This window comes from Rufibacter sp. JT3400010, from assembly GCF_054956755.1.
Map to the genome: position 1 here is coordinate 18,919 of NZ_JBUDXA010000018.1, position 26,524 is coordinate 45,442.

Genomic DNA, 26,524 nt, shown 5'->3' on the forward strand with positions numbered 1-26,524 from the left:
ACACTTTATCGCCCTCTTGAGAGAGTTGAATCCCAAGTTCTCGTTAGTCAGGCTTACCCAAACAGGTTGATGCTCATACCGCCGTCTACGGCAATGCACTGGCCGGTAATGTACGCAGCGGCCGGCATGCACAGAAATGCTACGGCCGAGGCCACATCCTCGGGGTTCCCGATGGTGCGGGTAGGGGTGCGGCTCAACACGCTTTCTAGGTACTCCTGGTTGTGCAGCACCTGGTCAGCTAGCGGCGTTCTGATGTACCACGGCGCTACGCAGTTCACCCGGATGCCGTCTGGTGCCCACTCACCCGCCAGGTTCTTGGAGAGCTGCACCAGCGCAGCCTTCGTCATGCCGTAGATGGCGCCGGTGCGCACGTGACCCAAACCTGCCACCGAGGAGACGTTCACCACATTGCCTTGTGGGGATGCTTTCAAAAACGGATGGGCTAATCGGCACAACTCAAAGGCCGAGGTGAGATTGGTATTCAGTAAATAGCTGTATTCTTCGGGCGTGTATTCGCCTATTTTCTTCCGGATGTTGGTGCCCACGTTGTTCACCAGGATGTCCAGCGTGCCCCAGGTGTTCTCCACCAATTGCAGAAGGTTATGCCGGTCGGCGGGTTGGCTTACGTCGGCTACCATGCCAGAGGCTTTCAGGCCCCGGGCGCGCCAATCGGTCACGGCTTGGTTTACCTCCATTTCCTTGCGGGCTACAATCAGTACCTCGGCCCCAAAGGAAAGCAACTCCTCGGCAATGGCGGCGCCTATACCTTTGGTGCCTCCGGTAACCAGGGCCCGGCGGCCCTCTAAATTCCAACGGTTATTCTGCATTTGCTTATAGTAGATAGAGATGGATTTGGAAAGGTAAGTGTACGCAGAATTTACCAAACCGTGAAGGCCTTGAGGTAGCCTCTTTTAAGTCTGGCGCTTAAAGAGCTCAGATTCAGTTAATAATGTGTGGCATAAATGAAAAATGGCTTCCCTAGGGAAGCCATTTTTCTATGAGGCATACTGATCAAATCATCTCGCCAGAAGTATCCGCTTGATGGTTGTCTTACCAGCTACGGTTATGCGGCAGAGGTAAACGCCATTGGGGTGATTACTTCCGTCAAACTCGTATTCGTAAGCTCTTCCTGGCTCAGCACTGCCGGTATGCAGGGCCTTCACCAATTGACCTTGCATGTTGTAGATCTCCAGGCTCACTTTTTCCTCGCTTGCCACAGAGAAACCGACCATTGCTTTGTGAATGAAAGGGTTCGGGCTTGCGGTAAATGATGCTAGCGTTAAGTCTGGAGTAGTGGTGGTTGAGACCATTGGCACCGGAGTAGGCGCTGTGTAAGGGATTAGGCTCGTGCCGGGAATAGTCTGCATGGTTCCGTCCGGCATGGTCCAGGCCACGATGAGGTGGTCGTTGAACTGGAACTCGCGCATGACGGCCTCAATGTAGTAGCGCCGCCCGGCCTCCAGCATTATGGGCTCCGACTGCTGGCTGGGGTTGGCGGTGTAGACGCCGGGCGGCACGGCTGCCCGCAGGAAGGCGATGCGGCGCTTGTTGGCCGGGTTGTCGTCGGTGCTGAGCATGAGCTCGGCCCGGTCGTCGGCGGCCAGGTGGAAGCGGTACATGCCCGTCACCGGCACGCAGAGGTAGCCCCGCACGCGGGCGAAGTAGTTCTCGCCCACGTTGGCCGGCACGGAGAAGGAGGAGAGCGTGCTGGTGCTGGTGGGCGCCAGATGGGTGGGGATCTGCTCCAGCTCCACCCTCCGGTCAGACACGTTGGCCCAGAACTCGTACGTGATAGAACCAGAACCGGCGCAAACTGGTGGGGCAGGGGTGTAAGGGATCAGGTTCGCGCCGGGGATGGTCTGCATGGTTCCGTCCGGCATGGTCCAGGTCACGGTGAGGTGGTCGTTGAACTGGAACTCGCGCATGACGGCCTCAATGTAGTAGCGCCGCCCGGCCTCCAGCATGATGGGCTCCGACTGCTGGCTGGGGTTGGCGGTGTAGACGCCGGGCGGCACGGCTGCCCGCAGGAAGGCGATGCGGCGCTTGTTGGCCGGGTTGTCGTCGGTGCTGAGCATGAGCTCGGCCCGGTCGTCGGCGGCCAGGTGGAAGCGGTACATGCCCGTCACCGGCACGCAGAGGTAGCCCCGCACGCGGGCGAAGTAGTTCTCGCCCACGTTGGCCGGCACGGAGAAGGAGGAGAGCGTGCTGGTGCTGGTGGGCGCCAGATGGGTGGGGATCTGCTCCAGCTCCACCCTCCGGTCAGACACGTTGGCCCAGAACTCGTACGTGATAGAACCCGTGTTGGAGCAAGCAACGGGTGTATCATTGCTCCTCACCATAAACCTTTGAATAACCGGAGTGGCTGCTGCATACTCTCCATTACCCGCCTGCATTGCTTGAACTACAACTTCTCCCGCCATACCAGTAAGGGTTATTGTATTGCCGCTGATGGTTGCCGGGCCAGAAAGAATAGTAAAGGTTACCGGTAAACCCGAGCTTGCGGTAGCACTTATGGTAAAAGGCGCATCTCCTACATTCTTGCTGGCAATAGGGGCAAAATCAATAGTCTGGGTCTTCTTGTTCACCCAATTGATGGTGGCGTTGGCAGTAACTGTTCCAGAAGAAGCCACTATGTTATCTGTGCCGGCGTTGTTCCCGGTATAACAGAATTGCGCCTGCCCGCTGGTGTTGGTGGTGGCAAAGCCAGTTTGGGCATTAGCACCGGTTATGGCAAAGTCTACCCTAACTCCGGCAACAGGGTCACCGTTCTGATCAGTTGCGGTAGCCACCATGCAGTGTTCTGTACCTACAGTGGCAGTAGTACCCCCTTGCAAGTTGATGGTAATAGTCCTTACGGTGGCTACTGGTGCCAAGGACTGTCCGCCTGGGTAGCCGTAAGAGTCATAAGAGTCAAAGCCATACACAAAGGCACCAAACGGAGATCCTCCACCCGTCAGGTTATGGGTACCGGCACTAATTGTCAACTGCGCTCCAGAAAAACCACTACTGCCAATGGCAGTAAATCTGTCAGCAGGAATGACTGTCCCGTTGTGCCGGATAGAGCCCACCGCCGCAGTAGGTGCCACTACGTTAATGAAGTTGGAGCTGAAGCCGGTTGCCGGAGTTGCGACCGTGTAACTCCCTAGGAATTGCTCATAAGGCGGTATAAGCATCATGAACGGATCTGAGGTTACATTGTCAAATGAGCTGGAATTTGAATATTGAGCAACTAATATGGGCTGATCTGCCGTTATTTGAGATGACCCAACAATTATTCTCTCATGGAACTGGCCTTTGTTTAACGTGGCAACAGTGGCGCCGTTTACCATTACTTTGGTATTGTCAACTGAGGCGAGTATCCTAAAGGTATCGCCGTTTCGTCGGGTGGCAAGTGGTACGGTCACAAATTGCTTTCCCCAGGCTGAGGTAGGAGGTAACTGCTCCACAATATAATCGCAGGCAACAAAGCCTGCAGGTATATTGGCGCACCCGTGGCCCCCAAAAACTCCCACCGGCTGGGTGGCCGTTATAAGTGAACCACTCAAGTCATTGGGTGAAGAGCCGGTGTTTATAAGCAAATAGGTTTCCCCCTGATTCAAGGTGACGTTATAGGGTACTCCAGCCACCCGTGTGCCTGTAGTCACGGTAGGAGTAATGGTGACTACTGTTCCATTTACCGTGGCTACAACCGCAAATTGGGTCTGATTTACTACGTTAACATTTTTATAACCCAGGTTAATGTATTCTTTCCCAAGTATATCTGTAGGCAATGCTAAAAACGCATCTGTGGTTGCCTGCTCTCTGTTCAACCCGTAAATGGTTACCTCTGACTGAGCTGTAACATGAATTCCCCGGTTTTGAACTACGTTAGACTGCGTTAGCTGGGCGGTGGTAGGTAAACTAACTGAGGTGATAGTGCCAGGCGTAACCGTGAAATTGGCACTGAAGCTTAACCCTGGAATGGTTACTATGCCCGTGGTAGCCACATCTCCGGTAATGAACAAAGTAAGTGCACTGCCACCTTGATAATTGCCCGGAAATGCTAACCAAAAGTCACGTCCTTTACTGTCTGGAGCAGGAGTTTGCGCAAACGAAGTAGATGTCCCTATAATGAGCAGTAGGAGACTTGTTAACCAGAATTTCACTATTAATTGCGTAAAGTGTTTCATGAGATCTATTAAGGTTAAAGTTTAACATAGTTTATTTTTATTATTTGAAAGAATTATGGAAAATTGAGAAGTAACCAATTAGGGTGTGGTAACTAATATGTTCTTTAGATTTACTTTAGTTATGTCTGCCTTATAGGTTGGAATCGCTTTATCTGAAAATGTGACACATTCTTTCACCTTTATTTGATCGCAATCAGATTGGTAGGTTTCGCCTGGCAGCAGTTCCAGTTCCTTCAATCCAGTATATCCTTCTCTTTCTTCCGGTATCTGTTTCGTATGGTATGCTTCTTTCCAGGATATTCTGACCTTCTCTTTGTGTGTGTTGTCGAACTTCAGGTAAACTACTCCCCTGTTGTTACAGGAACTGATCTGGTAGTATATTTTAACTCCTTTCACTTCCGAGTGAAATTCCCACTTGCTTTCCTCTTTAGGAACTGGAGTTGGTTTAAGGGTAAAAGTGTGCCCAGAAGTTAGAGTAAACAGTACAACCAGACTGCAGAAGAAGCTCAAGCGGTTAATTCGGGATAGCTTTTTAGATGTATCCATATAAATAATAAATAAACTTTTTAGTAAGGTTTAAAAATCTGAGTGAGCAAAGCAGGTGTCTGCCTATTTACTTTGAGGTAAGCAGATAAAGGAAGTGCGTCAAAATGTTTGGCCGTGAATAGGGCAAACATTTTGATGTTAGTAAATGAATTTCAATCTAATTCTTCTTAAATAGAGCTGTTTGACATTGTCATACAGCTAATAGGGGCTGTTTACCTAGTATAGTAAGTCCTTTTTATGTATATGATTGAAAGTAGAATATTAATTAATGGGATATTCTTGTGCGTAATCAATGATTATGGAGATTGATATTTGAAGGGCAAGTAATTATTAATGCACTACTATTGGTCTCATATCTTAATACAAGGTCAAAACATATAGGTTAGATATGAGAAAATACGTGCTAAGCAGTTACGGCATTATGAATCAGTAATGCAAGTAGTAGAGAAGGAGAGAGTTATTAATAGATAAGGTGATATAATGATAAAGTCCATAGTATTAGATTTTAGAAATAAATACCAGTAAACCATTTTGCATGACTTACTAAAAGACCATCAATGAAAACGACAGATCAATATTGATCTGTTCTGGTAGTTCCTTTGGATTACAGTTCCAACCAAAGAATAACTAAGTGTTATTGCTTCTTTTAGTATAGTCCCAAGTTCATGGATAGGTTTGTAGCTACACCTATCCATGTAAAAGATTAAAGGATTACACTACTTATTACAACCAGCTAACTACTAAGTATTGTTAACTAATACAATAAATTCAATCTAAAGAACTTTAGCCGACAACTAATCCCAAGTATTTGGAACACTCCTTAGATTATTGATAGGAGCACTAACGCGATTTCTGATGTAAAGGTAAATTTTAATTTAACTTTGTCAATATATTTTTTAATTATTTCCTTATACCGGAGGTTTTTAGATGAAAATACTAAAAAGTAAGTATCTATTTAAGGTTGATTTAGCTTTATAAGGTACTTTTTGCTTGTGCTCCATTCAAACAAATTGTGATCAACAATCCTTTGAGTAGTTTGGTTAAGAACGACTTAAATATGATTGGTAGGGACTATAGTCAGATTTTTAAGGAAAACAAAAAAGCCGACCTCGTAGAGGTCGGCTTTTTTGGAACTAAAACTATGGAGTAACTTATACCAAGTGGTATTAGCTTCTTTTTTCTTTGATACGGGCGGCTTTACCAGAAAGGCCTCTCAGGTAGAACAAACGGGCTCTTCTAACTTTACCTCTGCGGATAACCTCGATTTTGTCAATGTTTGGAGAAAGAAGCGGGAAAATACGCTCAGTTCCGATTTGGTTAGACACTTTTCTTACAGTGAAAGTCTCGCTGGCACCGGAGTTTCTGCGTTGCAATACCACTCCTTGGAATTGCTGGATACGCTCTTTGTTACCTTCACGGATTTTTACGTGAATATTCACTGTGTCGCCAGCAGCAAAAGTAGGAATTGAGGCACGCTTCTCTGTGTATTCCTGCTCTACTAATTTGATTAAATCGCTCATGACTATAATATAGTGTCTTTTTATCTGCAAAATTCGGAGTGCAAATATAGACGTTATTTTTCTAAATGTAACTTAAAACTACTAATTTTTTTCCTCGCGCAACAAATCAGGTCGTAGTTGCTGGGTACGCTGCACGGCCTGTTCAAAGCGCCACTCTTCCACCTTGGGCGTATTGCCCGAGAGTAAGATGTCTGGCACAGTATGTCCTTCAAAGTCAGCGGGCCGTGAGTACACCGGTGGTGCCAAAAGGTTATCTTGAAAAGAGTCTGACAAAGCGCTGCTTTCATCGTTCAACACGCCCGGAATTAACCGGATGAGCGAATCGGCCAGCACCGCAGCCGCCAGTTCTCCGCCGGAGAGTACATAGTCTCCTATGCTGATCTCGTGGGTCACAAACAGATCGCGCACGCGCTGGTCTACGCCTTTGTAGTGGCCGCACAGAATGATGATGTTCTTCAGCATAGACAACCGGTTAGCCATGGGTTGGTTTAGCGTCTGGCCGTCTGGGGTCATGTAGATCACCGCATCATAGTTGCGTTCTGCCTGTAGCTCCCTAATGCATTTAGCAATAGGCTCTACCATGAGCACCATGCCGGCGCCTCCGCCAAAGGCGTAGTCGTCAATCTGGCCGTGCTTGTTGATGGCGTATTTCCGAAGGTCGTGTAAATGCACTTCTACCAGTCCTTTGTCCTGGGCTCTTTTTAGAATAGAGTGGTCAAAAGGGCCCGAAAGCAGGTGGGGTTGGCACGTGATGATATCAAACCGTGTCATCATCTTCGTCTTCCTCACCTTCCAAAGGCGGTTCTTCTAACATACGGTTAGAAGGTTGGGTGTACACTTCCAGCAGGCCCTCGGGCAGGTTCACGTAAATTTTGCGCTCCTCTTTGTTCGTACGCAGCACAATCTCGTCCTGAACCGGAATAAGCACCTCATGGCCCTGGTACTCCATGGCCAACAGATCTTGATTAGGCAGGTCAAAGAAGGTCTGCACCGTGCCCAGTTCGCCCAGTTGCTCATCTACTACCGTATAGCCAATCACCTCATGGAAGTAGAACTGGTCTTCTTCCAACTCGGGTAGTTGGTTCAAAGGTAGGTAAATGGCGGTGCCTTTGAGTTTCTCGGCATCGGCTACGGTTTTCACATCCTCAAACTTGATGATGCTGCGGCCACGGTCCTGCGGATTAAGGTCATCAATGAAAAAAGGAACCAGCTTCCCGTTGATTAACAGGAAAACTGATTCCAATTCATCGTACTCTTCCGGAAAGTCAACGTCAAAAAACGCGACTACCTGGCCTTTGGTGCCATGCGTCTTCATAATGTACCCCAGCTGGAAGCAGGCGTCTAACGTCATGGCTTGTAAAATTAAGCTTGGGCTTCTTCAGTCGCGTCAGCAGCAGGAGCATCACCTTCGGCAGCAGGAGCTTCTTCGGTTGCTTCTGGAGCAGGAGCATTCTTCAAACGGATCGCCTCAGCACGAGCAGCGTTTACTCTAGATTCAGCCTCTAAAGCAGCTTGTCTCTGCGCGGCTTTGTCGCTTCCCAATTTCTCTACTTTACCAGATATTTTGGCTTCTTTGGCGGCTTTCCACTCAGCATAGCGGGCATCGGCCTGCTCTTGCGTTACGGCACCTTTCAATACACCAATCTGTAAGTGTTTTCTGAACATAACACCGGTGTAAGAAAGCATGGCTTTCACGGTGTCAGTTGGTTGCGCACCTTTCAATACCCAATCCAACGCTTTGTCTTCGTTGAAGTTGATAGTGGCAGGGTTGGTTTGCGGGTTGTACGTACCCAATTTCTCGATGAAACGACCATCACGTGGTGAACGAGCATCTGCAACCACGATATCATACATCGCAGCTTTTTTGCGGCCTCTGCGGGCCAGTCTGATTTTAACAGCCATAGTAAACTTTGTTAACGCGCCGGATCCCGTCCGGCATTGGGGTGCAAATGTACGGGAATAATTTTGAAAGTGCTAATAGATTGATGATGAGAATATTTGTGGAAACTGTTTTGAGCCTGTTTTCCGGGAGATATGTCTAATCAGTGCTGCTTTATAGAAAAGAAAGGCCTTGGCAAATACACCAAGGCCTTTCTTTTGTATAACGAATTAGTAGAGAGATTATGCTCTGGCTTTCTTCAGCTTGATAATACCCAGTTTATCTAAAGTCCAGATTACCGGATACGTAGGATCTACTTCCCACCATTTCACCCCGAAGTTCACGCGGTTAGGCAGCTTATGATGATTGTTCTGGAACAGTTCGCCACCAGTCAAAAAATCGAAGAAAAGAGAGTTCTTAGATCTGTCATTGTTGTCAAAGTTCTGGTAGCCGTATTTGTGGCCGCTCCAGTTCACAATGGCTCCGTGCAGAGGACCCATCAAAAAGTGTAAGGGCAGTAACAGATACATCCACCACTGCGTGGCGAAATTGATATAGAATACTACGTAAAATGTACCCCAAACCAAACGGGAAACCCAGTGGTCGCCAATGCTTTCTACCAGGCGCCATACCGGGTAATTGCCGTCAAAACGCATTTCGGGTTCTACACGGTTCTTCAAGACATCATTGTAAATGTTTTTGGTCTTCCACATCATGGTGAAAGCGTTGCTGGAGAAGTGCGGGGAGTGTGGATCACGCTCAGTATCAGAGAAAGCGTGGTGCATACGGTGCAGAATAGCATACGCCCGAGGCGATAAGAAGGATGAGCCCTGGCTGATGTAGGTGAACAGGAAAAAGAACTTCTCCCAGAACGCATTCATGGTAAACATTTTGTGAGCGGCGTAGCGGTGCAGGTAAAACGTCTGCACAAACAGCGACAGGTACCAATGGGCTACAAAGAAGAGAAGGATAATCATACTGGATGAAGGCAATTAATGATTTAAGCCGAACAAGGGCAGGCGAATTGAAAACACCCCTGCCGAAAATAAGTTCACAAAGCTACAACGCAAGGAGCAAACCCCGCAAAGCCAAACTTGTAAAATAAATAAAAGTGACGAGAATCATCTTTTTGGGAGTTCTGAGTCTTGAGTGAGAAGGTGGTGTAGGCTTTTTGGGGCTGTTTCTCTGAAAACAATCCAAAAACGGCATCGGAAAGTATGAATTCAGCTATAACTGCTGTTTTCTTTTCGTTTTCCAACCAAAAGAAGCTAGGAAACAGGTAGGGAAAGCTTAAGGTTGGAAGGGCTGCCACGCCGAAATGCGGGGAAGAGGTGCCTGAACGGTGACCCATGTTTTCAGGACAGGGTGTTCAAAGCCAAGTTCGCGCGCGTGCAGGCAGATGCTTTTGTCGGGCATCGGCTCTGGCGCGCCGTATCGAAGGTCGCCCAGGATGGGGCATTTGAGGGAAGCCAACTGGACCCTGATCTGGTGCGGCCTGCCCGTGACGGGTCTTACTTCCACCAGCGATTTTCCTCCAATGCTTTTCAACAAAGAATAACTGAGTTCGGCGCGCTGGCTGCCCGGCTTTTCTGTGGTGAGGGCTTTGGTGGTGTTGCGTTCCGCATCTTTGATGAGCCAATGGACCAGGGTTCCGCTTTCCGGTTGGGGAGTTCGCTGGGTAATGGCCCAATAGACTTTCTGCGTCGTGCGCGTTTTGAATTGCTCGTTTAACCGAGTTAAGGCTTTGGAGGTCTTCGCCAGTAAAACCACGCCACTTACGGGACGGTCCAGGCGGTGCACCACGCCCATGAAAACATTGCCCGGCTTCTGGTACTTCTGTTTGATGTATTCTTTAGCCAATTCAGAAAGCGGCACGTCACCCGTCTCATCGCCCTGCACCAGCACCCCACTAGGTTTGTTAACCACCAGAATATGGTTGTCTTCAAAGAGGACGTCTAACTTGAAGGGGGCAGGCATGGCAGATTTTAGTTCTTTTGTTGTCAGTCCTTAGTTGTCAGAACTTCCTACTGAGAAATGTGGCGTAACGAATTGGCTCTTCATCCATAAAGTACAGAAAAATACATTCGTTTAACGGCTCATTTCTGAAAAAGAACCGCTAAACGGAAAGCTTCCATCTGACAACTAAAAACTGATAACTAATAACTAGTAAGCTTCTTCTTCAGAGGGGAAGTTGAGGGATTTTACGTCTTGGATATAGTTGCTGACAGCGCTGGTAATGGTCTCATGGAGTTCGGCGTAGCGGCGCAGGAAGCGGGGTTTGAATTCTTTGGTGATGCCCAGCAAGTCATGGATTACTAGTACCTGCCCGTCTACGTGCGGGCCGGCCCCAATCCCGATGATAGGAATTTGGAGTTCATCGGCTACGCGTTTGGCCAGGTTGGACGGAATTTTCTCCAGCACAATGGCGAAGCAACCCAGTTCCTGCAGAAGGCGGGCATCAGAGAGAAGTTTCTCGGCTTCAGCCTCTTCTTTGGCACGTACAGAGTACGTTCCGAATTTATAGATAGACTGCGGGGTAAGTCCTAAATGACCCATGACCGGTACGCCCGCGCTTAAGATGCGGGTAATGGAATCTTTGATCTCCTCGCCACCTTCCAGTTTCACGCCGTGGGCACCAGATTCTTTCATGATTCTGATGGCAGAGCGAAGGGCTTCAGAAGAGTTTCCCTGGTAAGAACCGAAAGGCAAGTCTACCACCACAAACGCACGTTTCACACCTCTTACCACCGAAGAAGCGTGATAAATCATCTGGTCCAGGGTAATGGGCAAGGTAGTCTCATGACCAGCCATTACGTTGGAGGCGGAATCGCCTACCAAAAGCACGTCTGTTCCGGCGGCATCCAGTAAAGTAGCCATGGAGAAATCATAGGCGGTGAGCATAGAAATCTTCTCGCCTCTCACTTTCATACTTTGCAGCTGGTGCGTGGTAACAATCTTTACCGCATTCTTATGGACCGACATAATCAATTCGTGTTTTGCCTTGGGCAAAGGTAAGGAGTGAGAAATTAGGAATCAGGAATAAAAACAGAGAAATTCTGGACGAAGAGCATCCGCTGGAATGATTTTATTATACTACTTAGTTCGCTTCTTGAGATTCAGCTTATGTGATTTGCTGTTGCCTTGGCTGCTTTTGGCGTGGATTGATTGTGCATGGGGTTTGCCTGTTGCTGGCGTGGCGTCTGGTTGATGCGGTGCCCTTATACTGAATTGTTGCATGGTTTGCCTCCGTGCGCTCACGGCCGCGAGGCCCCGTCTTCCCCTCGCACACTGCCCTTTCGGCCTGAGAAATTCTTTGCGCTTAGTTTTGATATTCCAGGGCCAAAAGCGAGGCGCGCTCGGGGAAGACTGGAAAGGGGAAAGTAGGTTTGTTATATATTACAAATATTACAAAGTATCATGGTTCAAGTCTGTGACTTGGACCTACCATGACCGGAAGTTTGAAAATTCCGTGAACTATAAAGACAAAGTCGTGATTCTCTCGCTGGGAAGAGTGGGGGCTGCTTCTCAGAAACATCCTGCTATGGCGAACCTTGTTTCTAGGTGTGAAAGTAATTGGAAAATGGGGTTGTTTCTGGCTGGTTTTACGGGAAACAGGCTAAAAACAGAGCGGCCACCTTTTTTGAAGGTGGCCGCTCTGTTTTATTAATAAGGTCTTCCGGTGGCACTGCCGCTGCGCCTGATGCGCAGGTCTTGCAGCAGGGCAGATTTGGCGTTGATGTTGATGGAATAGCGTTGCAACACCCCAAACGGCACCCAGTCTATGGACATCTGCCAGCAATGCAGGTCACGGGTAATGCCAATGTTGGTGTAGCTCAGGATTCTGTTCTTGATATCATAACTGGTGGTGTAATTCACGGCCCATTTCTCGGTGAGGGTGACAGAGCCGTTGATGCCCGCCGAGGTGGCGTTATTGATCAGTTTATCAGTGAGATTGTCTCGGGTGAAGTTAGAGGTCAAGTCCACGGAGAGCGTCCAGGGGATGTTAAATTCCACGTAATCTGCCGCCGTGACGGTACGCTGCAAGGCAGGCAAGTTAGTGGTGGGCGCCGCGCCAGATTCAGTTTGCTGCTTACGGGCCTGTTGGTTGAACTCATACCCGGTGTTGAAGTTGAGGTTCATGAGGCGCGCCAGCCGGAAACCTCCGTCTTCAATCAGGTAGGCGTTTCTTCTGATTCCGTTGACATATTGGTAAGGGTCAAAGCTTCCAGATACGGTCACGCCTACGTTGTTAAATAGACGGGTAGACAGGTTCACGTTGATGTTGGAAAGCTTGAAAGAGTCGGCGGCCATGTTGTAGGAACCGGAGAAGTTGAAGGCGTCAATCAAGCTTACTTTCTTGAAAACACCCGCACTATCGGTTTTTACCTTCATCTCCACGTTGTTACTCACCGAGAAAGAAATGGCGCTGCTCAAGCCCGGCCCCGGTACGTTTCCTTCCAAGCCCTGGAAGCGGGAAAGCAGTTGCGTGTTTCCTAGGCTGTCGCGCTGTACCCGCTGGTAAAAGCCATATTCGGGACGGCCGAAGTCAGGGCGCCAGTTGTAAGAAATGTTAGGCGTAATGGTGTGCCGAATGGCTTCGACCTTCTTTCCTTTGATCTGGGCAATGCCGTACAAGTTAGTGGAAAGGGAAACGCCGCCTTGGTACTGGTAGGTGCGGTGCAGTCCTTTCAGGGTGTCTACCGCCAGTAAGTTTGACCCCGGAATGTTGCGGTACGTGTATTTTTTGGTGAACCAGCTTTCACTGTAGCTCACGCCGGGCGTCAGTTTGAAATGCTTGAAAAGGCTAACGGTTCCCAGCGTAAGCGGAATGTCATGGTTGATGCTGGTACGGGCGTTCCGGAAAATCTGGGCCAGGTTAGAACCGTTAATGGCAATCACAGTATCGCGGCCCAGTCGGTTAGAAAAAGGGAACCCCAAACCTGAGCCTCCAGAAATGTTGTTGGTCACGTACTGCCGCGCGTTCAGGTTATACCCAATCCTGATGCCTTCAATCCAGCGGCCGGTCAACGTTCCGCCGAACCACTCAATAGGGCTCTGACTGGCCACGCCAAAGCTGAAGTCAGGTAAGGTAAAGCTCATCTGCTGCACTGGTACCTGTTCACCGGCTTCATTGTACTGGGTGCGGGTGGTCTGGCTTTGCGAGATGGTCACCCCGTAGTTAATAGGCGAATTGGGGCTGCTCTTGCGGTAAGAAACCGTAGAGTTAAAGGCCGGTGACAGCGCATTCTGCGGGCTGGTGGAGTTACGTTGGTTGTAGAACTGGCTACCGGCGTTCACGCTGGCCGAGAACTGCCCCTGACCGGGACGGGTAACGGGTTGGTGGCTCCAGCTCACCCAAATGTCGCGGGAATCTGTGTTGTAGTTGTACACCGGGTCTGTGGTGAGGCCCGCGCCAATGGTTTGGTTGGCTTTGTTATACGTGTGGCTTAAAGAGAAATTACCGCTGTATTTGTAGCGCTTGGTATAGGTAGACTGCACCCGTAGGCCGTAGCCGCCCAAAGAGAAAATGTCACCGGTAATGCGCATGTCCATGTACTCGTTCATGGCCCAGTAGAAACCGCCCTCGCGCAGGTAGAAACCTTGTTGCCTTGACTCGCCAAACGTAGGAATAATGACACCCGAGCCTCTTTTGCGGGGCGAAGGGAAAAACCCGAACGGCAGACCAATGGGCGTAGGTACATCGGCGAAGACCAAATGGAAAGGCCCGGCAATAACCCGGTCATTGGGAATCACCTTCATTTTGGTGGCCTTTATATAAAAGTGCGGGTGTTCCAGATCACAGGTGGTGTAGCGGGCGTGGCTGCCGTAAATACTTCCCAAAGAATCCCGTTTAATGGTCTCAGCGTGAATGTAACCTTCGCCCTGGGTGGTAACGGCCCCAATAACGCGCCCCTTTTTGGTTTTGTAGTTATAAGACATCCGCTCGGCCTGGTAAGTCTCGGCACCGCTCTTAAATAAAGGTCTGTTCTGCAGTACCCCGGCCGTGTCCAAGATGCCTTCGGCGTCAATGATGTTGGTTTTCCAGTTTATCTGGATGTAGGCGGCGTCCAGGGCAATGTCGCCGTAGTCAATGTGGGCCTCGCCGTACAAGTGCATGATCTGGCTTACGGCATCATACCTGATGGAATCTTTGGCTTTATAATTGATGGTGGTCTCAATATCGCCGCGGGCTCTTGCGTTAGTACTATCTGAAGCAGAGACAACCAGGGAATCTGGACGGGAGGCAGGGTTGGCACGGGCTGGGCGAACTTGCGCGCTTCCCTCCATGGCAGAAAAAAAGGCAATCCCTTGAAAAAGGGCAATTGCCAAAAACAGGAGGGATCTCTTCTGATTCAAGTAAATTTGTTGTTATTTTGTTAACTAGGACAAAGTTATTAACAATAGCTTTTAACTAACGCATCTTGTGAAAAATATTGTCTCGCTTACCGTTTTTGCTTTTTTGCTTTTCAGTTCTTTCACCACATTTGAACGGAAGGAGGTAAGGATACGCACGGTGGTGATTGACGCCGGCCACGGCGGAAAAGACACCGGGTGCCTGGGAGCCTCTGCCCGGGAGAAGGAGGTAGCCCTCAAAGTGGCCCTCAAAGTGGGCGAACTCATGGAGGAAAACATACCAGACGTGAAGGTGATCTTCACCCGCAAAGATGACCGCTTTGTGGAGTTGATTGACCGCGCCGGTATCGCGAACAAAAACCACGCCGACCTGTTTATCTCCATCCATTGCAACTCGGGGCCCAGTGCCGCCTTCGGGACAGAGACCTATACCATGGGACAGCACAAATCCAGCGGTAACCTGGCCGTAGCCAAACGTGAGAACTCCGTTGTCTTGCAGGAAGAGAACTATGAGAAGAAGTACAATGGCTTCAACCCTAACTCGCCGCAGAGCCACATTCTTTTCAGTCTATACCAAAGCGCTTACCTGGACAACAGCCTGCGGTTCGCCCAAAAAGTAGAAAAAGAATTCAAGACCAAAGTGGGCCGTTCTAGCCGCGGGGTAAAGCAGGCGGGATTTCTGGTGCTTTGGAAATCTGCCATGCCCAGCACGTTGATTGAGATTGGTTTCCTGACCAACCCAACGGAAGAGAAGTTCCTCAACGATAAAGCCAACCAAACGTATATGGCATCAGGCATATATCGTGCCTTTAAGGAATACAAGCAAGAGCTTGAAGCCATGAACTAAAATCTTACCCCTGTGAAATTTTCAAAAGAACTCAAAGTAGCGTTGCTAGGCATTGTGTCTTTGGCAGCACTCTACGTGGGCTTTCTATTCCTGAAAGGAAGTAATGTTTTCTCCTCTACCAGAACTTATTATGTTACCTATGATTCAGTAGAAGGCCTGGCTGTCTCCAACCCGGTCATCATCAATGGCTTTAGGGTAGGCTTAGTGAAGGAAATGGTGCTGGACCAGAAGAAAGGCAACAAAATTCTGGTAACGCTAGACGTGGAGAAAGACATTGAAGTGGGAGACTCTACCGTGGCCATGCTGGTAAGCGCAGACTTTCTGGGCGGCAAGGCTATTGAACTGTACATGGGCCGCAACAATAAGCGCTATGAGGGCGGCGAATTCCTGATTCCGTTTGTGCGGAAAAGCATCACGGATATGTTCACCCAAAAGGCCATGCCGGTGCTGGGAACCGTTGACTCTACCTTGCAGCGATTAAACCAGTTTTTGGACAAAGACGCTAAAAACAGCATTCAGTCTATTCTGCTCAACGCCCAGGTAACGTCAGAAACCCTGCGCGCCGTTACCCTGGCCAACCAAGGCAATATTAACCAGATTACAGGCAACCTGGCCCAACTCACGGCCGCCCTGCGCGGAACCGAAGCCAAGTTCAGCCGCCTGGCCAGCAACCTCAACACCATTACAGATACCTTGGATGTGCAATCCATGAACAGCGCCATCAGGGGGTTGGACAGCACCATTGCCCAGGCGCAACTGACCATGAGTAAACTGAACGAAACTAATGGCACCCTGGGCAGATTCATGAACGACGACTCTTTGTACCGGAACCTCAACGGCTCCAGCGAGAGCCTGAACGCGCTGCTCATGGACCTGAAAGCCAATCCGAAGCGCTATGTGCATTTCTCTCTGCTGCAAATTGGCGGCGGCGGCAAAGCTGATAAAGCCGCGAAAGAGAAGGAAGCCGCGAAGGTAAAAAATACGCCTAATGTAGGTACTACCAGTGCTTTAGAGAAAAAATAGTTTCTCCGTTTACTTTAAAAGAAAGCGTTTTGGTGCCGTTTTACAGAAAACGATGCCAAAACGCTTTTTTGTTGGCTTCCGTAGAGGTAATGTAAATACCTAACAAGTGTTAGCCTTTTCTGAATTTTGCTATATTTGTACACCCCACATGGGGCGGCAACTCCTTAATCACTCGCTTTCGCAGAACTATGGATATAGAATTCAACAAGAACGAAGACAGCCTCAAACAACTTTGCTTCCAACTCAAGAGCAGACATAACAAAGTAGCCTTAGGCGGCGGCGAGAAAGCCATTGCCAAGCAGCACGAAAAAGGCAAACTCACCGCCCGCGAGCGCATCAACTACCTGTTAGACGAGGGTTCAGAGTTTCTGGAGATTGCCGCCTTTGCCGGCGAAGGCATGTACCAGGAATACGGCGGGTGCCCGGGCGGTGGGGTTGTGGCTGGTATAGGGTACGTGAAAGGCCGCCAGTGCATGGTAGTAGCCAATGACGCCACCGTGAAAGCCGGGGCCTGGTTTCCCATCACCGCCAAGAAAAACCTACGTGCCCAAGAAATTGCCCTGGAAAACCGCTTGCCGGTTATTTACCTGGTAGACAGTGCGGGCGTGTTTTTGCCCATGCAGGACGAGATTTTTCCTGATAAAGAACACTTTGGGCGTATGTTCCGGAACAACGCCATCATGAGTTCCGAGGGTATTGTGCAGATTTCGGCCATTATGGGTTCCTGCGTAGCGGGCGGCGCATATCTGCCCATCATGAGCGACGAGGCCATGATTGTGGAAGGCACCGGCTCCATCTTTTTGGCGGGTTCTTACCTGGTCAAAGCCGCCATTGGCGAAACCATTGATAATGAAACGTTGGGCGGGGCTTCTACCCACTCAGAAATCTCCGGCGTCACGGATTATAAGTTTGAGACTGACCAAGAATGTCTGGACCACATCCGGAACATTTTTGATAAAATGGGCGATAATCCCAAAGCCGGTTTCAGCCGCGTAGCCTCGGCAGAGCCGAAACTGGATCCCAAAGAAATCTACGGGATTCTGCCCCAAGACCGAGTGAAGCCTTATGACATGATGGACATCATCCACAGGTTGGTAGATAACTCTGAGTTTGAGCCTTATAAAGACCTATACGGACAAAGTCTTATCTGCGGGCTGGCGCGCATTGACGGGTGGGCCGTAGGCATTGTGGCCAACCAGCGCAAGATTGTGAAAAGCAAGAAAGGCGAGATGCAGATGGGCGGCGTGATCTACTCAGACAGCGCAGACAAAGCCGCGCGGTTTATCATGAACTGCAACCAGAAGAAGATTCCGCTGGTGTTCTTGCAGGATGTGTCGGGTTTTATGGTGGGCAGCAAAGCTGAGCACGGCGGCATCATTAAAGATGGCGCCAAATTGGTGAATGCCATGAGCAACAGCGTGGTGCCCAAGTTCACCATTATTGTGGGCAACAGTTACGGGGCGGGCAATTACGCCATGTGCGGCAAAGCCTATGACCCACGGTTAATTTACGCTTGGCCAACGGCGCAATTGGCAGTTATGTCTGGGGCATCGGCGGCCAAAACGCTGTTGCAGATTCAGGTGGCCTCTTTGAAAGCGAAAGGCGAGGAAATTACCCCAGAAGCTGAGAAAGAGCTGCTGGATAAAATCACCGCCCGGTACAACGAGCAGCTTTCGCCGTATTACGCTGCCGCCCGTTTGTGGGTAGATGGCATCATTGATCCGCTGGAAACGCGCAAAGTCATTTCCATGGGCATTGAGGCGGCGAATAACGCACCTATCACCAAGTCCTTCAACGTAGGCGTTATCCAAACGTGATTTAATTAGGAATTAGGAAGATCCATTAAAATAGTGATTTCACTCGCTCGCCAGAGGCGAGCGAGGGTTCTGATTTAGTTTATCATTACTTTTCCAGAACTACTAGAATTAGGAATGATGCGAGTTCGCTGGTTTTCGGTAGAGGAAGGAAGGCTGTGGCGTAAGAAAGCTGCTTTTGAGCGGGTGGATGAAAACAGCCCGGAAACGCTTTTGCTTTAATTCGCGTTCTCAGAAGAGGGAGTTTTGAAAATCTATTGCCTTGCTTCCTGCACAGGTTCGGCAATTTTAATTCCTAATTCTTAATTTTAAATTCTTAATTAAAGCAGTTTGACCAATAAAGAAATAAAAGCGCTTATCTCATTGCTGGACGACCAGGATCCGGAGGTGGTGGCGCATGTACACCAGAAGATTGTGGATCTAGGTGATACCATTACTCCGTTTCTGGAGGAAGCCTGGGAAGAAAGCCTGGACCCCGACCATCAGAAGAAACTGGAAGATCTCATCCATGATCTGCAGTACTCTTCGCTGGAAAATCGGCTGAAAGCCTGGAAAGACGAAGGCGCTACGGATCTGCTGCGCGGCATGTGGCTGGTAAGCACCTACCAATACCCAGACGTGACGCTGGAGAAACTGAAGCAAACCATTGCCGAAATCTACTACGAAGCCTGGGTGAACGTACGGCCCGAGATGCACCCTTTTGACCAGGTGAAAGCGCTTAACCACGTACTCTTTAGGTTGCATAAGTTTTCGGCGAATACGAAGAACTTCCACGCCCCGGCCAACTCCATGATAAACCAGGTGCTAGAGAGTAAGCGCGGCAATCCGTTGACGCTTTGCGTGATTTATATGGTTTTGGCCCAAAAACTGGGATTACCGGTGTATGGCGTGAACCTGCCCAACTTGTTCATCCTCACGTTTAAGAGCGAAGTGATTCCGCAGTTTTACATCAATGTCTACAACCGCGGCCTCATTCTCACCAAAGCCGATATTGACAATTACCTGCAGCAACTGGGCCTGAGCCCGGTAGATATTTTTTACGAGCCCTGCGCGCCCATTGACATTGTGCGGCGCGCCCTCCGGAACCTGTCGCTCTCCTATGAAAAACTGAACGACCCCGAGAAAGCCACCGAAATTGAGAAACTGATAGATGTGCTAGGTGATGAAGCCACTTCCAAAGCCAACCCGGCCGAAGAGGAAGACTTGAATGAAGATGATTTTGAAGAAGGTTACGACGATGATGAGGAAGAAGACTTGTAACGTTTTCAATCTATTTTCAGGAAACTGAGCCAGAAAGAAGCATGCAATTACCAGGAAGCCACTCCGCAAAGAGTGGCTTCTTAGCATTCAACCCCTTCGGCTTTGCGCCTGTTTTTGGGAAAATGCGTCAAAACTAGTTCTTAGCAGTGGTATATCCTTATCTTTGAGGCTCATACCTGGCAAGATGATACAGAAGAGTACCCGCTTAGACAATGTTTTCTATGAAATACGCGGCCCTATCTTTGAAAAAGCAGTAGATCTGGAAAAACAAGGATACCGGGTAACGCGGTTGAATATAGGTAATCCGGCCCCGTTTGGGTTTGAGGCACCAGACGAGATTGTGCATGACGTCATGGTGAACCTGCGCAACGGCCAAGGCTACACAGATTCCAAAGGGTTGTTCGCAGCCCGCAAGGCTATCATGCACTACAGCCAAACCAAGGGCCTTCAGGGTGTGCATGAAGATGACATTATCATTGGCAACGGCGTGAGTGAGCTTATCATGCTCAGCATGCAGGCGCTGCTGAACAATGACGACGAGATTCTGATTCCGGCCCCAGATTACCCGCTTTGGACGGCGGCCGTGAACCTGTCTGGCGGCAAAGCAGTGCATTATCTCTGTGATGAAGCTTCTAATTGGTACCCAGACCTGGAAGACATGGAACGCAAAATCACGTCCCGTACCAAAGGCTTGGTCATCATCAACCCCAACAACCCCACCGGGGCGGTGTATCCCGCCGAGGTCCTGCAACAGATTGTCCAACTCGCCGAGCGGCACAAACTCATTGTGTTCTCAGATGAAATCTATGATAAGATTCTGTATGACGGCGTAGAGCATTTTTCAACCGCTTCCTTTGCCGAGGACATCCTCTGCCTGACTTTTAGCGGACTTTCCAAAAATTACCTGGCTGCCGGTTTCCGGGCTGGGTGGATGGTAGCCTCGGGAAACAAAGCCATTGCTACTTCTTACCTGGAAGGCCTGAACGCGCTAGCCAGCATGCGGCTTTGCAGCAACGTGCCTTCCCAATTTGCCATCCAGACCGCGCTGGGCGGCTACCAGAACATCACAGATCTGGTATTGCCTACCGGAAGATTGCACAAGCAGCGCGAGGTATGTTATGAGAAGCTCACTTCTATTCCGGGAATTACCTGCGTGAAGCCAACGGGGGCTTTCTACATGTTTCCTAAAATAGACGTCAAGAAGTTCAACATTCAATCAGACGAGAAACTGGTGCTGGATCTCTTGATCGACCAACATGTACTGCTGGTGCAGGGAACCGGTTTCAACTGGCCGCAGCCAGACCATTTCAGGGTGGTGTACCTGCCCATGGTAGAGGAATTAGACCTTACTTTAGATAAACTAGCCCTGTTCCTGAAGGACTATGATGGTTCGGCTATTATTTAGCTAGCTCAATCCGCAATGCAATTGCCTTCCCTCGCTCGCCTCTGGCGAGTGTGAGCTACCCTCGGCCTTTGGCCAAGTTACGGACAACTACCCAGGCTAGATTCATGTAGCGGCGGGACGCCGCAGGTAACTCACACTCGCCAGAGGCGAGCGAGGGAAGGTACAGCCAGGATTATGATTTAGCCGTACTTTCTAAAAAATGGACTAAAAAACTGGTGCACCTGGCTGTTTCTCCTCTGCTTCTGAATCATACACGTTCTATGCTGGTTTTAAAGACACCGGTTCGCTTGAAATAAGTAAGGCTGCCATTGGCAGCCTTACTAGGTAAGAGGAAAGTTAAAGGAAAGACATCTCTCCGGAATAGTTATACCCTCTAGTATTTACTTACTTCCAAAGCTTCCTGGCGCAAGCGTCTGCACGCATATCTGATCTGCGCAATGGGGATACAAGCGGACGCTTGCGCCAGAAGGTGCCTGGCCTAAGATAGAAGGTCCTTAAGGCAATTTGGTATTAGTCTCTAATTAGGCACGTACTGCAAGAAACTCAGATTCTCTTCGCGTAGCGTGTCATTGGCCATCTCCAGTAAGTCGTTTGCCTGTATTTTCTTGATTTGCCCGAAGATGTCGTTCAAGCCTTCTATGGTGTTCAGGTCCAGGATGCTTTTGCCCATCATCATCATAAAGCCCATGTTGCTTTCTTCGGCCATGGCCAATTGCCCCATGAGTTGCTCCTTGGCCGTGTGCAATTGCACCGATCCCATGAGTTTTTCGCGCAGCAGTTTCAATTCTTTCAGTACCAGGCCAATGGTGCGTTTCAGTTGCTTTTTCTCCGTTCCGAAGTAAATCCCGAACAAGCCGGTGTCTACGTAGGTAGAATAGTTGGCATCAATGGTGTACACCAACCCGTGTTTCTCGCGCACCGCCAAATTCAGCCTGGAGTTCATGCCAGGTCCGCCCAGAATGTTCACCAGCATGAAAAACGTGAGGCGGCGCGGGTCTGAGAGCGGATAGGCGGGGCAACCAATTACGCAGTGCGCCTGCTGAATGGCTTTCTCCACCACCAGCGTCTGCGGCTGATAGCTGTTGAACAGGAGACGCTCGCGGGGCTGTATCTTGCTTTGGATATGGCCCAGGTATTTCTCGGCCAGTTTTACCACGCGCTCAATGGGCCAGTTACTTACGGAACAGAACACCAACTTGTCGGTGCTGAGGTTGCGGTCAATAAAGGCTTGGAAGTTCTCACGGGTGAAACCACTCACGCTTTCGCGGGTACCCAGAATGTTGTAGCCCAACGGATGGTTCTGGAACACCACGGCATCAAACTCATCAATGATGGCATCTTCGGGCGTGTCCAAGTACATGGCCATTTCCTCCAGAATCACGCCCCGTTCTTTCTCAATCTCTTTAGCCGGAAAGGTGGAGTGGAAGGTAATGTCTGTGAGCAGTTCAAACGCCTTCTCAAAATGGTTTTCCAGTACTGAGGCGTAAAAGCTGATTTTCTCTTTGGTGGTGTAAGCGTTCAGTTCACCGCCCACGCTCTCCAGCCGGTTCAGAATATGGAAAGACTTGCGTTTCTGGGTTCCTTTGAAAGCCATGTGCTCCCAGAAGTGCGCCAGGCCTTGTTCGTGGGGCAGTTCATCGCGTGAGCCGATGTCCATCATAAATCCGCAATGTGCGATTTTGGTGTGGGGCACCTGCTTGTGCAGCACTCTTATGCCGTTAGATAGGGTATGGATATGGTAATCAGGTAATTTCGTCAATTTCTAAGGTGCGTTTACAAGTAAAACACTTTTGCGCCGCAGGGCGCGCTTAAAAAGTATAAGCAGTCTGCAAAGGTACGGAGGATTGACGGAAAAAGGTGAGATTTTGAGGCAGCGCGCCCGCAATTCTACCTGTAAAGGTTTCTTCCGGTTTAGCAGTGCTTTTCAGGAAATTGGCTACAAACGAAACTGCAATGTTAGGCAAGTGCATGTCGGCCGCAGACGGCGCACTTTCTACAAAGAAGTTCTTTTGCCTGCGTAGGGTAAACCTTGCTTTTAAGTGTCTTTTACAAAAACTCCCCCAAAATGAACAAAACCGCTACACCCCCCTTCTGTCTTTGCAGTGTTTCGCCCGCCGTATATACCGAGGTTGTCGCCGTGTGGGAAGCCTCTGTGCGGGCCACGCACCATTTCATCACCGAAGCCGACATTCAGTTTTACCGTCCGTTGCTTCAGCAGGAATACCTCTGGCTCATGGAACTGACCTGTGCCCGAGATGCCGAAGGGAAAATGCTTGGTTTTTCCGGCGTAGCCGATGGGAAATTGGAGATGCTGTTTCTGCACCCTTCCGCCCGTGGCAAAGGCATAGGCAAAAGTTTGCTGCTGCATGCCATCCGGCACCAGGGCGTCACCAAAGTAGACGTGAACGAAGAAAACCAAATGGCCTTCGGTTTTTACCAACACCATGGGTTCAAAGTGTTCGGCCGTTCCCCGCTAGATAGCATGGGCATGCCGCACCCTATTCTGCATCTGGAATTGCAGAATAGGTGATATATTTTTGTTTTGATAAATGCGTTTTGTGAGGAAAGTAGGAGCCCAACTAGTAAAACGTTAGCAATGCATTCTTATTGTGACCCTCACCCTCTATTTAGAAAATTTTCTTTCTTCTTATTCTGAATTGATGCACGTTTACTGCTTCTGTAATAAAGATAAATCAATGCGAAGATTAGGGCGTAAACTACTAAATTAAATATATCATGGTGGTCCAAATAGGCATTCATTTTCCAATCCTGAACTAGGGCAATCAAGAGTATTGCCACTCGCCAGCAATTAATGAACCAAATGCCGGCGAGTCCCATCAGGCACCAAAATGCTTTTTTTCGCCAGTTATCATCTTGGGCCAGAATAAAAGCTGCCCAAAAACTCATGACACCATAACCTAAGCAGGTATATCCAATAATAACTCCCGGGCCCTGAAGTGCGCGGATGGTATAGATGTCAGAAATACGAGCCTCTATACCAGCGCAATCGGCAATGAATCCTGAAACAAGTAAAATAGACCTCCTGAGCCAAGAGATATAATCCAGATAGTCGTGAAGAAAAGGGCTGTAAAGTTGGCCATTAGAATCTGTGATAGCAATAAAGAGAATATTGCTGTAATATAATACGGCTACCAGAACAATGAACTTGATTGAGAAGGATACTTCAGGGTATCTGAGCAAATCTTTGCCCACTGGTACAGGGTTGTTCATTTATTTTAAATATAGATAATGAGCCTATAAGTGTGACTCATCTATAATAAACTAATCAAGTTAGTCTACTAGTACAGGCATAACTCTAAGGATATCTACCTTTTCTTTTACATCTATACCAGTAGGTTGGCTTGATACGATAATTAGACTGAGCTTTTAAAAGAATATTTCTACAGTATATCGGTGTCTTTTTCAGACAAGGCTCTTTGACCTTTTCGGCGATCATTAATCTTCTTTAATCCAACGCCAACGCCAGTTGCAATCAATAAACTCAAACCTCCGTCTATAGGAGCGTTTTTGTCTTTAGTATGCCCGTAGCCGTTTCCATTGCCTGGACCTTGCCCAGGGCCTGCATCATAACCATGCCCGTTGCCTTTATCCTTGTCATGGCCTTTGCCATTCCCATTCCCATTGTTATCTGCTTTAACAACAGAAATGGAGCCACAAAGGACAATGATCAAGAATGTGAGAAGTGATACTCTTTTGATTTTCATAGATTTACTTATTTAGTGAAGGTTCTTATTTAAAACGTTCAGGTGTGCAAAGGGAAATGTACTTCTGTATCTGTTTAGTATAGAGTTAACCTAGTATTTGTATGCGTACTGAAATTAATTTTGCTACTAAAAATGTTCAATTATTTATTATACTAGTTTTATTATATAGCTAACAAATATATATATGAATCAAATATATAATTTTATTATTATATAATATTACCAAATCGATGAATTTGTTCGTGAGCCCGACTATTGGGCCAGATTTCCTGACCAATGATGATAATTGGTTGATGAAGAGTTATAATGTGTGTTGTTGAATAGAAAAAGTAATTAATGCCAACATTGTGGTATATAGGCAAAAATTAATATGGAGATGATCACTTTAATACTTCCCTTGTTTCTCTGATTGCCTCCATAGGCATAAAGTTGAGCAACAAACTATATATGAAAACGCAATATAACTGAGTAGTGTAAGCATGGCTCAAAGTTGTATCGCTATATAGGGTTAATATGAATCGCTAAATAAGAAGGGGTTGTAAAGCTTAGGAGTAGTTGAAGTCACCGTCACATAGTGCTCCTCGCTGGTGTTCGAATAATGATGATGCTTTTATACAGTATTCTGAGAGTAGTATTTAAAAGCAAGTATTGAGAAATATAGCTCTGCTGTAAGACTTCATAGCCTAAATTGCTTAAGCATCAAATATTGATAATCTCTTCAATTATCAATATTTGATCAATGGCTTCAGTATTAGATTGATAAAGCAAGTTGTAAGCACTAGCGCACCTCCTTAATACCGAATTAGTACTGCAGTACCTGTTCGTACACCTGGTGCAAAGCCGGAATGGTCACCTGTGGATGGAAGATTTGGGCATGTTCCAACCCAGCTTTCACCATCTGTTTCTGGAGAGTAGAGTTGCCTAGAACCTCCTGTATGGCCTGCGCTAGTGCCTCAACATCCGTAGGAGAAACGTAACGGGTGGCCGGACCGCCCGCCTCAGAGAAGCAGGAGCCGGTAGACGTGATGACGGGAATGCCGCTGTTCAACGCTTCCACAATGGGTATCCCGAAGCCCTCAAAAATGGACGGATACACAAACAGGGTGGCCAATTGATAGATAACGGGCAATTCCTGAAACGGAATATACGGCAGAAATAACACCTTCTCCTCCAGCGAATGCTGCTGAATAAAGGACTGCATCTCGTTATAATATTCCGTTTTGCGGCCAATGAAAACCAAGGGAACTGGAGTTCCGGCGGCATACCAGCCTCTTAAGAGATGTAACTGGTTTTTGCGGCGCTCCAGCGTGCCCACGCAAAGGATAAACTCAGCGGGTAAACTGTACTTCTGCCGAATGGTATTTTGAACCTCTTTTCCCGAAATCTGCTGAAAAACTGGATCACAGTCCTGGTACACCACCTGCACTTTCTCGCGGCTTACGCCGAAGAATTCCTGTAAATCCTGCGCCGTCTGTTCGCTAATAGCAACGATTTGGTGCGCCATATCGCAGGCGTCTTTGAATTTCTTGCGGTAAATGTAGCGGTCGATGGTAGGGTACAACTCCGGAAAGCGCAGGAAGATGAGGTCATGGATGGTGACCACCAACTTGGTTCGGTTTCGGTCCAGGCCGTAAGGCAATTCATTGCTGAGCCCGTGGTAGACCTGTACCCCGTGCCTGGGCAAGGCCGCCCGTAACCCGAACGTGCGCCACAAAGAGGAAAAACGCTTGCTTATCCCGTTCGGCTGCATGATCTGCGTCTTGGCCACTGCCGGGAAAAAGTCTTTGAACAAGTCATTTTTGCGTGGCGTGAACAAGGCGTACTGTTCCTGGGGGAAATGCATCATCATGCCCGTAATGACAAAGCGGCTGTAGTTGCCCAGGCCCGAGGTATTGTTGAAAGCGCGTTTGGCGTCGTATCCTATCTTCATAGTAGTACCCGCAAAAGTAGCATTCTCTTGGCAGATGTGTAAAGCCGAGCAA

At 48.6% G+C, this 26,524-nt stretch carries 22 protein-coding genes; 6 read left to right on the plus strand and 16 right to left on the minus strand.

Translation table 11 applies throughout. The annotated features are described in order from the left end of the window. Positions 1–53: 53 nt before the first annotated feature. From ACY0JR_RS15395 to ACY0JR_RS15450, 12 genes are all read right to left on the minus strand, one after another. Positions 54–827, minus strand: coding sequence for an SDR family oxidoreductase (locus tag ACY0JR_RS15395; RefSeq protein ID WP_462635008.1), 774 nt, complete (start codon positions 825–827; stop codon positions 54–56). A 189-nt stretch (positions 828–1,016) separates the two neighbouring features. After that, on the minus strand, positions 1,017–4,145 hold the full coding sequence (locus ACY0JR_RS15400) for a PA14 domain-containing protein (RefSeq protein WP_462635009.1): 3,129 nt from the start codon (positions 4,143–4,145) through the stop codon (positions 1,017–1,019). Positions 4,146–4,247: 102 nt separating this feature from the next. Then, positions 4,248–4,715 carry a hypothetical protein gene (locus ACY0JR_RS15405; protein WP_462635010.1) on the minus strand — a complete coding sequence of 156 codons (468 nt, stop codon included), beginning with the start codon at positions 4,713–4,715 and terminating at the stop codon, positions 4,248–4,250. 1,166 nt (positions 4,716–5,881) lie between these two features. Next, positions 5,882–6,235, minus strand: coding sequence for a 50S ribosomal protein L19 (rplS, locus tag ACY0JR_RS15410; RefSeq protein WP_181304438.1), 354 nt, complete (start codon positions 6,233–6,235; stop codon positions 5,882–5,884). 81 nt (positions 6,236–6,316) lie between these two features. Beyond that, positions 6,317–7,006, minus strand: a complete 690-nt coding sequence (gene trmD, locus ACY0JR_RS15415) for a tRNA (guanosine(37)-N1)-methyltransferase TrmD (protein ID WP_462635080.1) — start codon at positions 7,004–7,006, stop codon at positions 6,317–6,319. Then, on the minus strand, positions 6,993–7,586 hold the full coding sequence (gene rimM, locus ACY0JR_RS15420) for a ribosome maturation factor RimM (protein ID WP_462635011.1): 594 nt from the start codon (positions 7,584–7,586) through the stop codon (positions 6,993–6,995). The genes trmD and rimM overlap by 14 nt, the downstream gene beginning before the upstream one ends. A gap of 11 nt (positions 7,587–7,597) precedes the next feature. Then, positions 7,598–8,137: a 30S ribosomal protein S16 gene (locus tag ACY0JR_RS15425; protein ID WP_462635012.1), complete on the minus strand. Its 540-nt coding sequence runs from the start codon at positions 8,135–8,137 to the stop codon at positions 7,598–7,600. Positions 8,138–8,356: 219 nt separating this feature from the next. Then, positions 8,357–9,091: an acyl-CoA desaturase gene (locus tag ACY0JR_RS15430; RefSeq protein WP_462635013.1), complete on the minus strand. Its 735-nt coding sequence runs from the start codon at positions 9,089–9,091 to the stop codon at positions 8,357–8,359. A 74-nt stretch (positions 9,092–9,165) separates the two neighbouring features. After that, entirely contained in the window at positions 9,166–9,426 is a 261-nt protein-coding gene (locus tag ACY0JR_RS15435) for a hypothetical protein (protein WP_462635014.1), read from the minus strand. Then, on the minus strand, positions 9,405–10,091 hold the full coding sequence (locus ACY0JR_RS15440) for an RluA family pseudouridine synthase (protein WP_462635015.1): 687 nt from the start codon (positions 10,089–10,091) through the stop codon (positions 9,405–9,407). The genes ACY0JR_RS15435 and ACY0JR_RS15440 overlap by 22 nt, the downstream gene beginning before the upstream one ends. A gap of 186 nt (positions 10,092–10,277) precedes the next feature. Beyond that, positions 10,278–11,096: a 3-methyl-2-oxobutanoate hydroxymethyltransferase gene (gene panB, locus ACY0JR_RS15445; RefSeq protein WP_462635016.1), complete on the minus strand. Its 819-nt coding sequence runs from the start codon at positions 11,094–11,096 to the stop codon at positions 10,278–10,280. A 681-nt stretch (positions 11,097–11,777) separates the two neighbouring features. Further along, a complete protein-coding gene (locus tag ACY0JR_RS15450; protein ID WP_462635017.1) occupies positions 11,778–14,471 on the minus strand; it encodes a putative LPS assembly protein LptD in 2,694 nt (897 codons plus the stop codon). A gap of 67 nt (positions 14,472–14,538) precedes the next feature. Between ACY0JR_RS15450 and ACY0JR_RS15455 the strand changes: the two genes are divergently transcribed. From ACY0JR_RS15455 to ACY0JR_RS15475, 5 genes are all read left to right on the plus strand, one after another. Continuing rightward, positions 14,539–15,315 (plus strand): N-acetylmuramoyl-L-alanine amidase family protein, encoded by a 777-nt coding sequence (locus ACY0JR_RS15455; RefSeq protein ID WP_462635018.1) that lies wholly within the window; start codon positions 14,539–14,541, stop codon positions 15,313–15,315. Between the two features lie 12 nt (positions 15,316–15,327). After that, on the plus strand, positions 15,328–16,338 hold the full coding sequence (locus tag ACY0JR_RS15460; RefSeq protein WP_462635019.1) for an MlaD family protein: 1,011 nt from the start codon (positions 15,328–15,330) through the stop codon (positions 16,336–16,338). 188 nt (positions 16,339–16,526) lie between these two features. Further along, entirely contained in the window at positions 16,527–18,155 is a 1,629-nt protein-coding gene (locus tag ACY0JR_RS15465; protein WP_462635020.1) for an acyl-CoA carboxylase subunit beta, read from the plus strand. Positions 18,156–18,482: 327 nt separating this feature from the next. Next, positions 18,483–19,412, plus strand: coding sequence for a transglutaminase-like domain-containing protein (locus ACY0JR_RS15470; RefSeq protein ID WP_462635021.1), 930 nt, complete (start codon positions 18,483–18,485; stop codon positions 19,410–19,412). A 184-nt stretch (positions 19,413–19,596) separates the two neighbouring features. Next, the gene (locus tag ACY0JR_RS15475; RefSeq protein WP_462635022.1) at positions 19,597–20,817 is read left to right on the plus strand and encodes a pyridoxal phosphate-dependent aminotransferase; all 1,221 of its coding nucleotides are present in this window, start codon (positions 19,597–19,599) and stop codon (positions 20,815–20,817) included. A gap of 517 nt (positions 20,818–21,334) precedes the next feature. Here ACY0JR_RS15475 and ACY0JR_RS15480 read toward each other — a convergent pair. Next, on the minus strand, positions 21,335–22,576 hold the full coding sequence (locus ACY0JR_RS15480) for a M16 family metallopeptidase (RefSeq protein WP_462635023.1): 1,242 nt from the start codon (positions 22,574–22,576) through the stop codon (positions 21,335–21,337). 306 nt (positions 22,577–22,882) lie between these two features. Here ACY0JR_RS15480 and ACY0JR_RS15485 point away from each other — a divergent pair, with 306 nt between their 5' ends. Then, positions 22,883–23,347 carry a GNAT family N-acetyltransferase gene (locus tag ACY0JR_RS15485; protein ID WP_462635024.1) on the plus strand — a complete coding sequence of 155 codons (465 nt, stop codon included), beginning with the start codon at positions 22,883–22,885 and terminating at the stop codon, positions 23,345–23,347. 86 nt (positions 23,348–23,433) lie between these two features. Here the strand turns inward: ACY0JR_RS15485 and ACY0JR_RS15490 are convergent, their stop codons facing one another. From ACY0JR_RS15490 to ACY0JR_RS15500, 3 genes are all read right to left on the minus strand, one after another. Further along, positions 23,434–24,048, minus strand: a complete 615-nt coding sequence (locus ACY0JR_RS15490; protein WP_462635025.1) for an exosortase/archaeosortase family protein — start codon at positions 24,046–24,048, stop codon at positions 23,434–23,436. A gap of 170 nt (positions 24,049–24,218) precedes the next feature. Beyond that, positions 24,219–24,542 carry a PID-CTERM protein-sorting domain-containing protein gene (locus ACY0JR_RS15495; RefSeq protein WP_462635026.1) on the minus strand — a complete coding sequence of 108 codons (324 nt, stop codon included), beginning with the start codon at positions 24,540–24,542 and terminating at the stop codon, positions 24,219–24,221. A gap of 802 nt (positions 24,543–25,344) precedes the next feature. Further along, positions 25,345–26,472 (minus strand): glycosyltransferase family 4 protein, encoded by a 1,128-nt coding sequence (locus ACY0JR_RS15500; RefSeq protein WP_462635027.1) that lies wholly within the window; start codon positions 26,470–26,472, stop codon positions 25,345–25,347. Positions 26,473–26,524: the final 52 nt, after the last annotated feature.

Bases quoted from the DNA above. Each gene is read 5' to 3' on its own strand.
- trmD (WP_462635080.1), bottom strand. From the start codon at position 7,006: ATGACACGGTTTGATATCATCACGTGCCAACCCCACCTGCTTTCGGGC.
- panB (WP_462635016.1), bottom strand. From the start codon at position 11,096: ATGTCGGTCCATAAGAATGCGGTAAAGATTGTTACCACGCACCAGCTG.
- ACY0JR_RS15495 (WP_462635026.1), bottom strand. From the start codon at position 24,542: ATGAAAATCAAAAGAGTATCACTTCTCACATTCTTGATCATTGTCCTT.
- ACY0JR_RS15465 (WP_462635020.1), top strand. From the start codon at position 16,527: ATGGATATAGAATTCAACAAGAACGAAGACAGCCTCAAACAACTTTGC.
- ACY0JR_RS15500 (WP_462635027.1), bottom strand. From the start codon at position 26,472: ATGAAGATAGGATACGACGCCAAACGCGCTTTCAACAATACCTCGGGC.
- ACY0JR_RS15490 (WP_462635025.1), bottom strand. From the start codon at position 24,048: ATGAACAACCCTGTACCAGTGGGCAAAGATTTGCTCAGATACCCTGAA.
- rimM (WP_462635011.1), bottom strand. From the start codon at position 7,586: ATGACGTTAGACGCCTGCTTCCAGCTGGGGTACATTATGAAGACGCAT.
- ACY0JR_RS15475 (WP_462635022.1), top strand. From the start codon at position 19,597: ATGATACAGAAGAGTACCCGCTTAGACAATGTTTTCTATGAAATACGC.
- ACY0JR_RS15395 (WP_462635008.1), bottom strand. From the start codon at position 827: ATGCAGAATAACCGTTGGAATTTAGAGGGCCGCCGGGCCCTGGTTACC.
- ACY0JR_RS15405 (WP_462635010.1), bottom strand. From the start codon at position 4,715: ATGGATACATCTAAAAAGCTATCCCGAATTAACCGCTTGAGCTTCTTC.
- ACY0JR_RS15440 (WP_462635015.1), bottom strand. From the start codon at position 10,091: ATGCCTGCCCCCTTCAAGTTAGACGTCCTCTTTGAAGACAACCATATT.
- ACY0JR_RS15485 (WP_462635024.1), top strand. From the start codon at position 22,883: ATGAACAAAACCGCTACACCCCCCTTCTGTCTTTGCAGTGTTTCGCCC.
- rplS (WP_181304438.1), bottom strand. From the start codon at position 6,235: ATGAGCGATTTAATCAAATTAGTAGAGCAGGAATACACAGAGAAGCGT.
- ACY0JR_RS15430 (WP_462635013.1), bottom strand. From the start codon at position 9,091: ATGATTATCCTTCTCTTCTTTGTAGCCCATTGGTACCTGTCGCTGTTT.
- ACY0JR_RS15425 (WP_462635012.1), bottom strand. From the start codon at position 8,137: ATGGCTGTTAAAATCAGACTGGCCCGCAGAGGCCGCAAAAAAGCTGCG.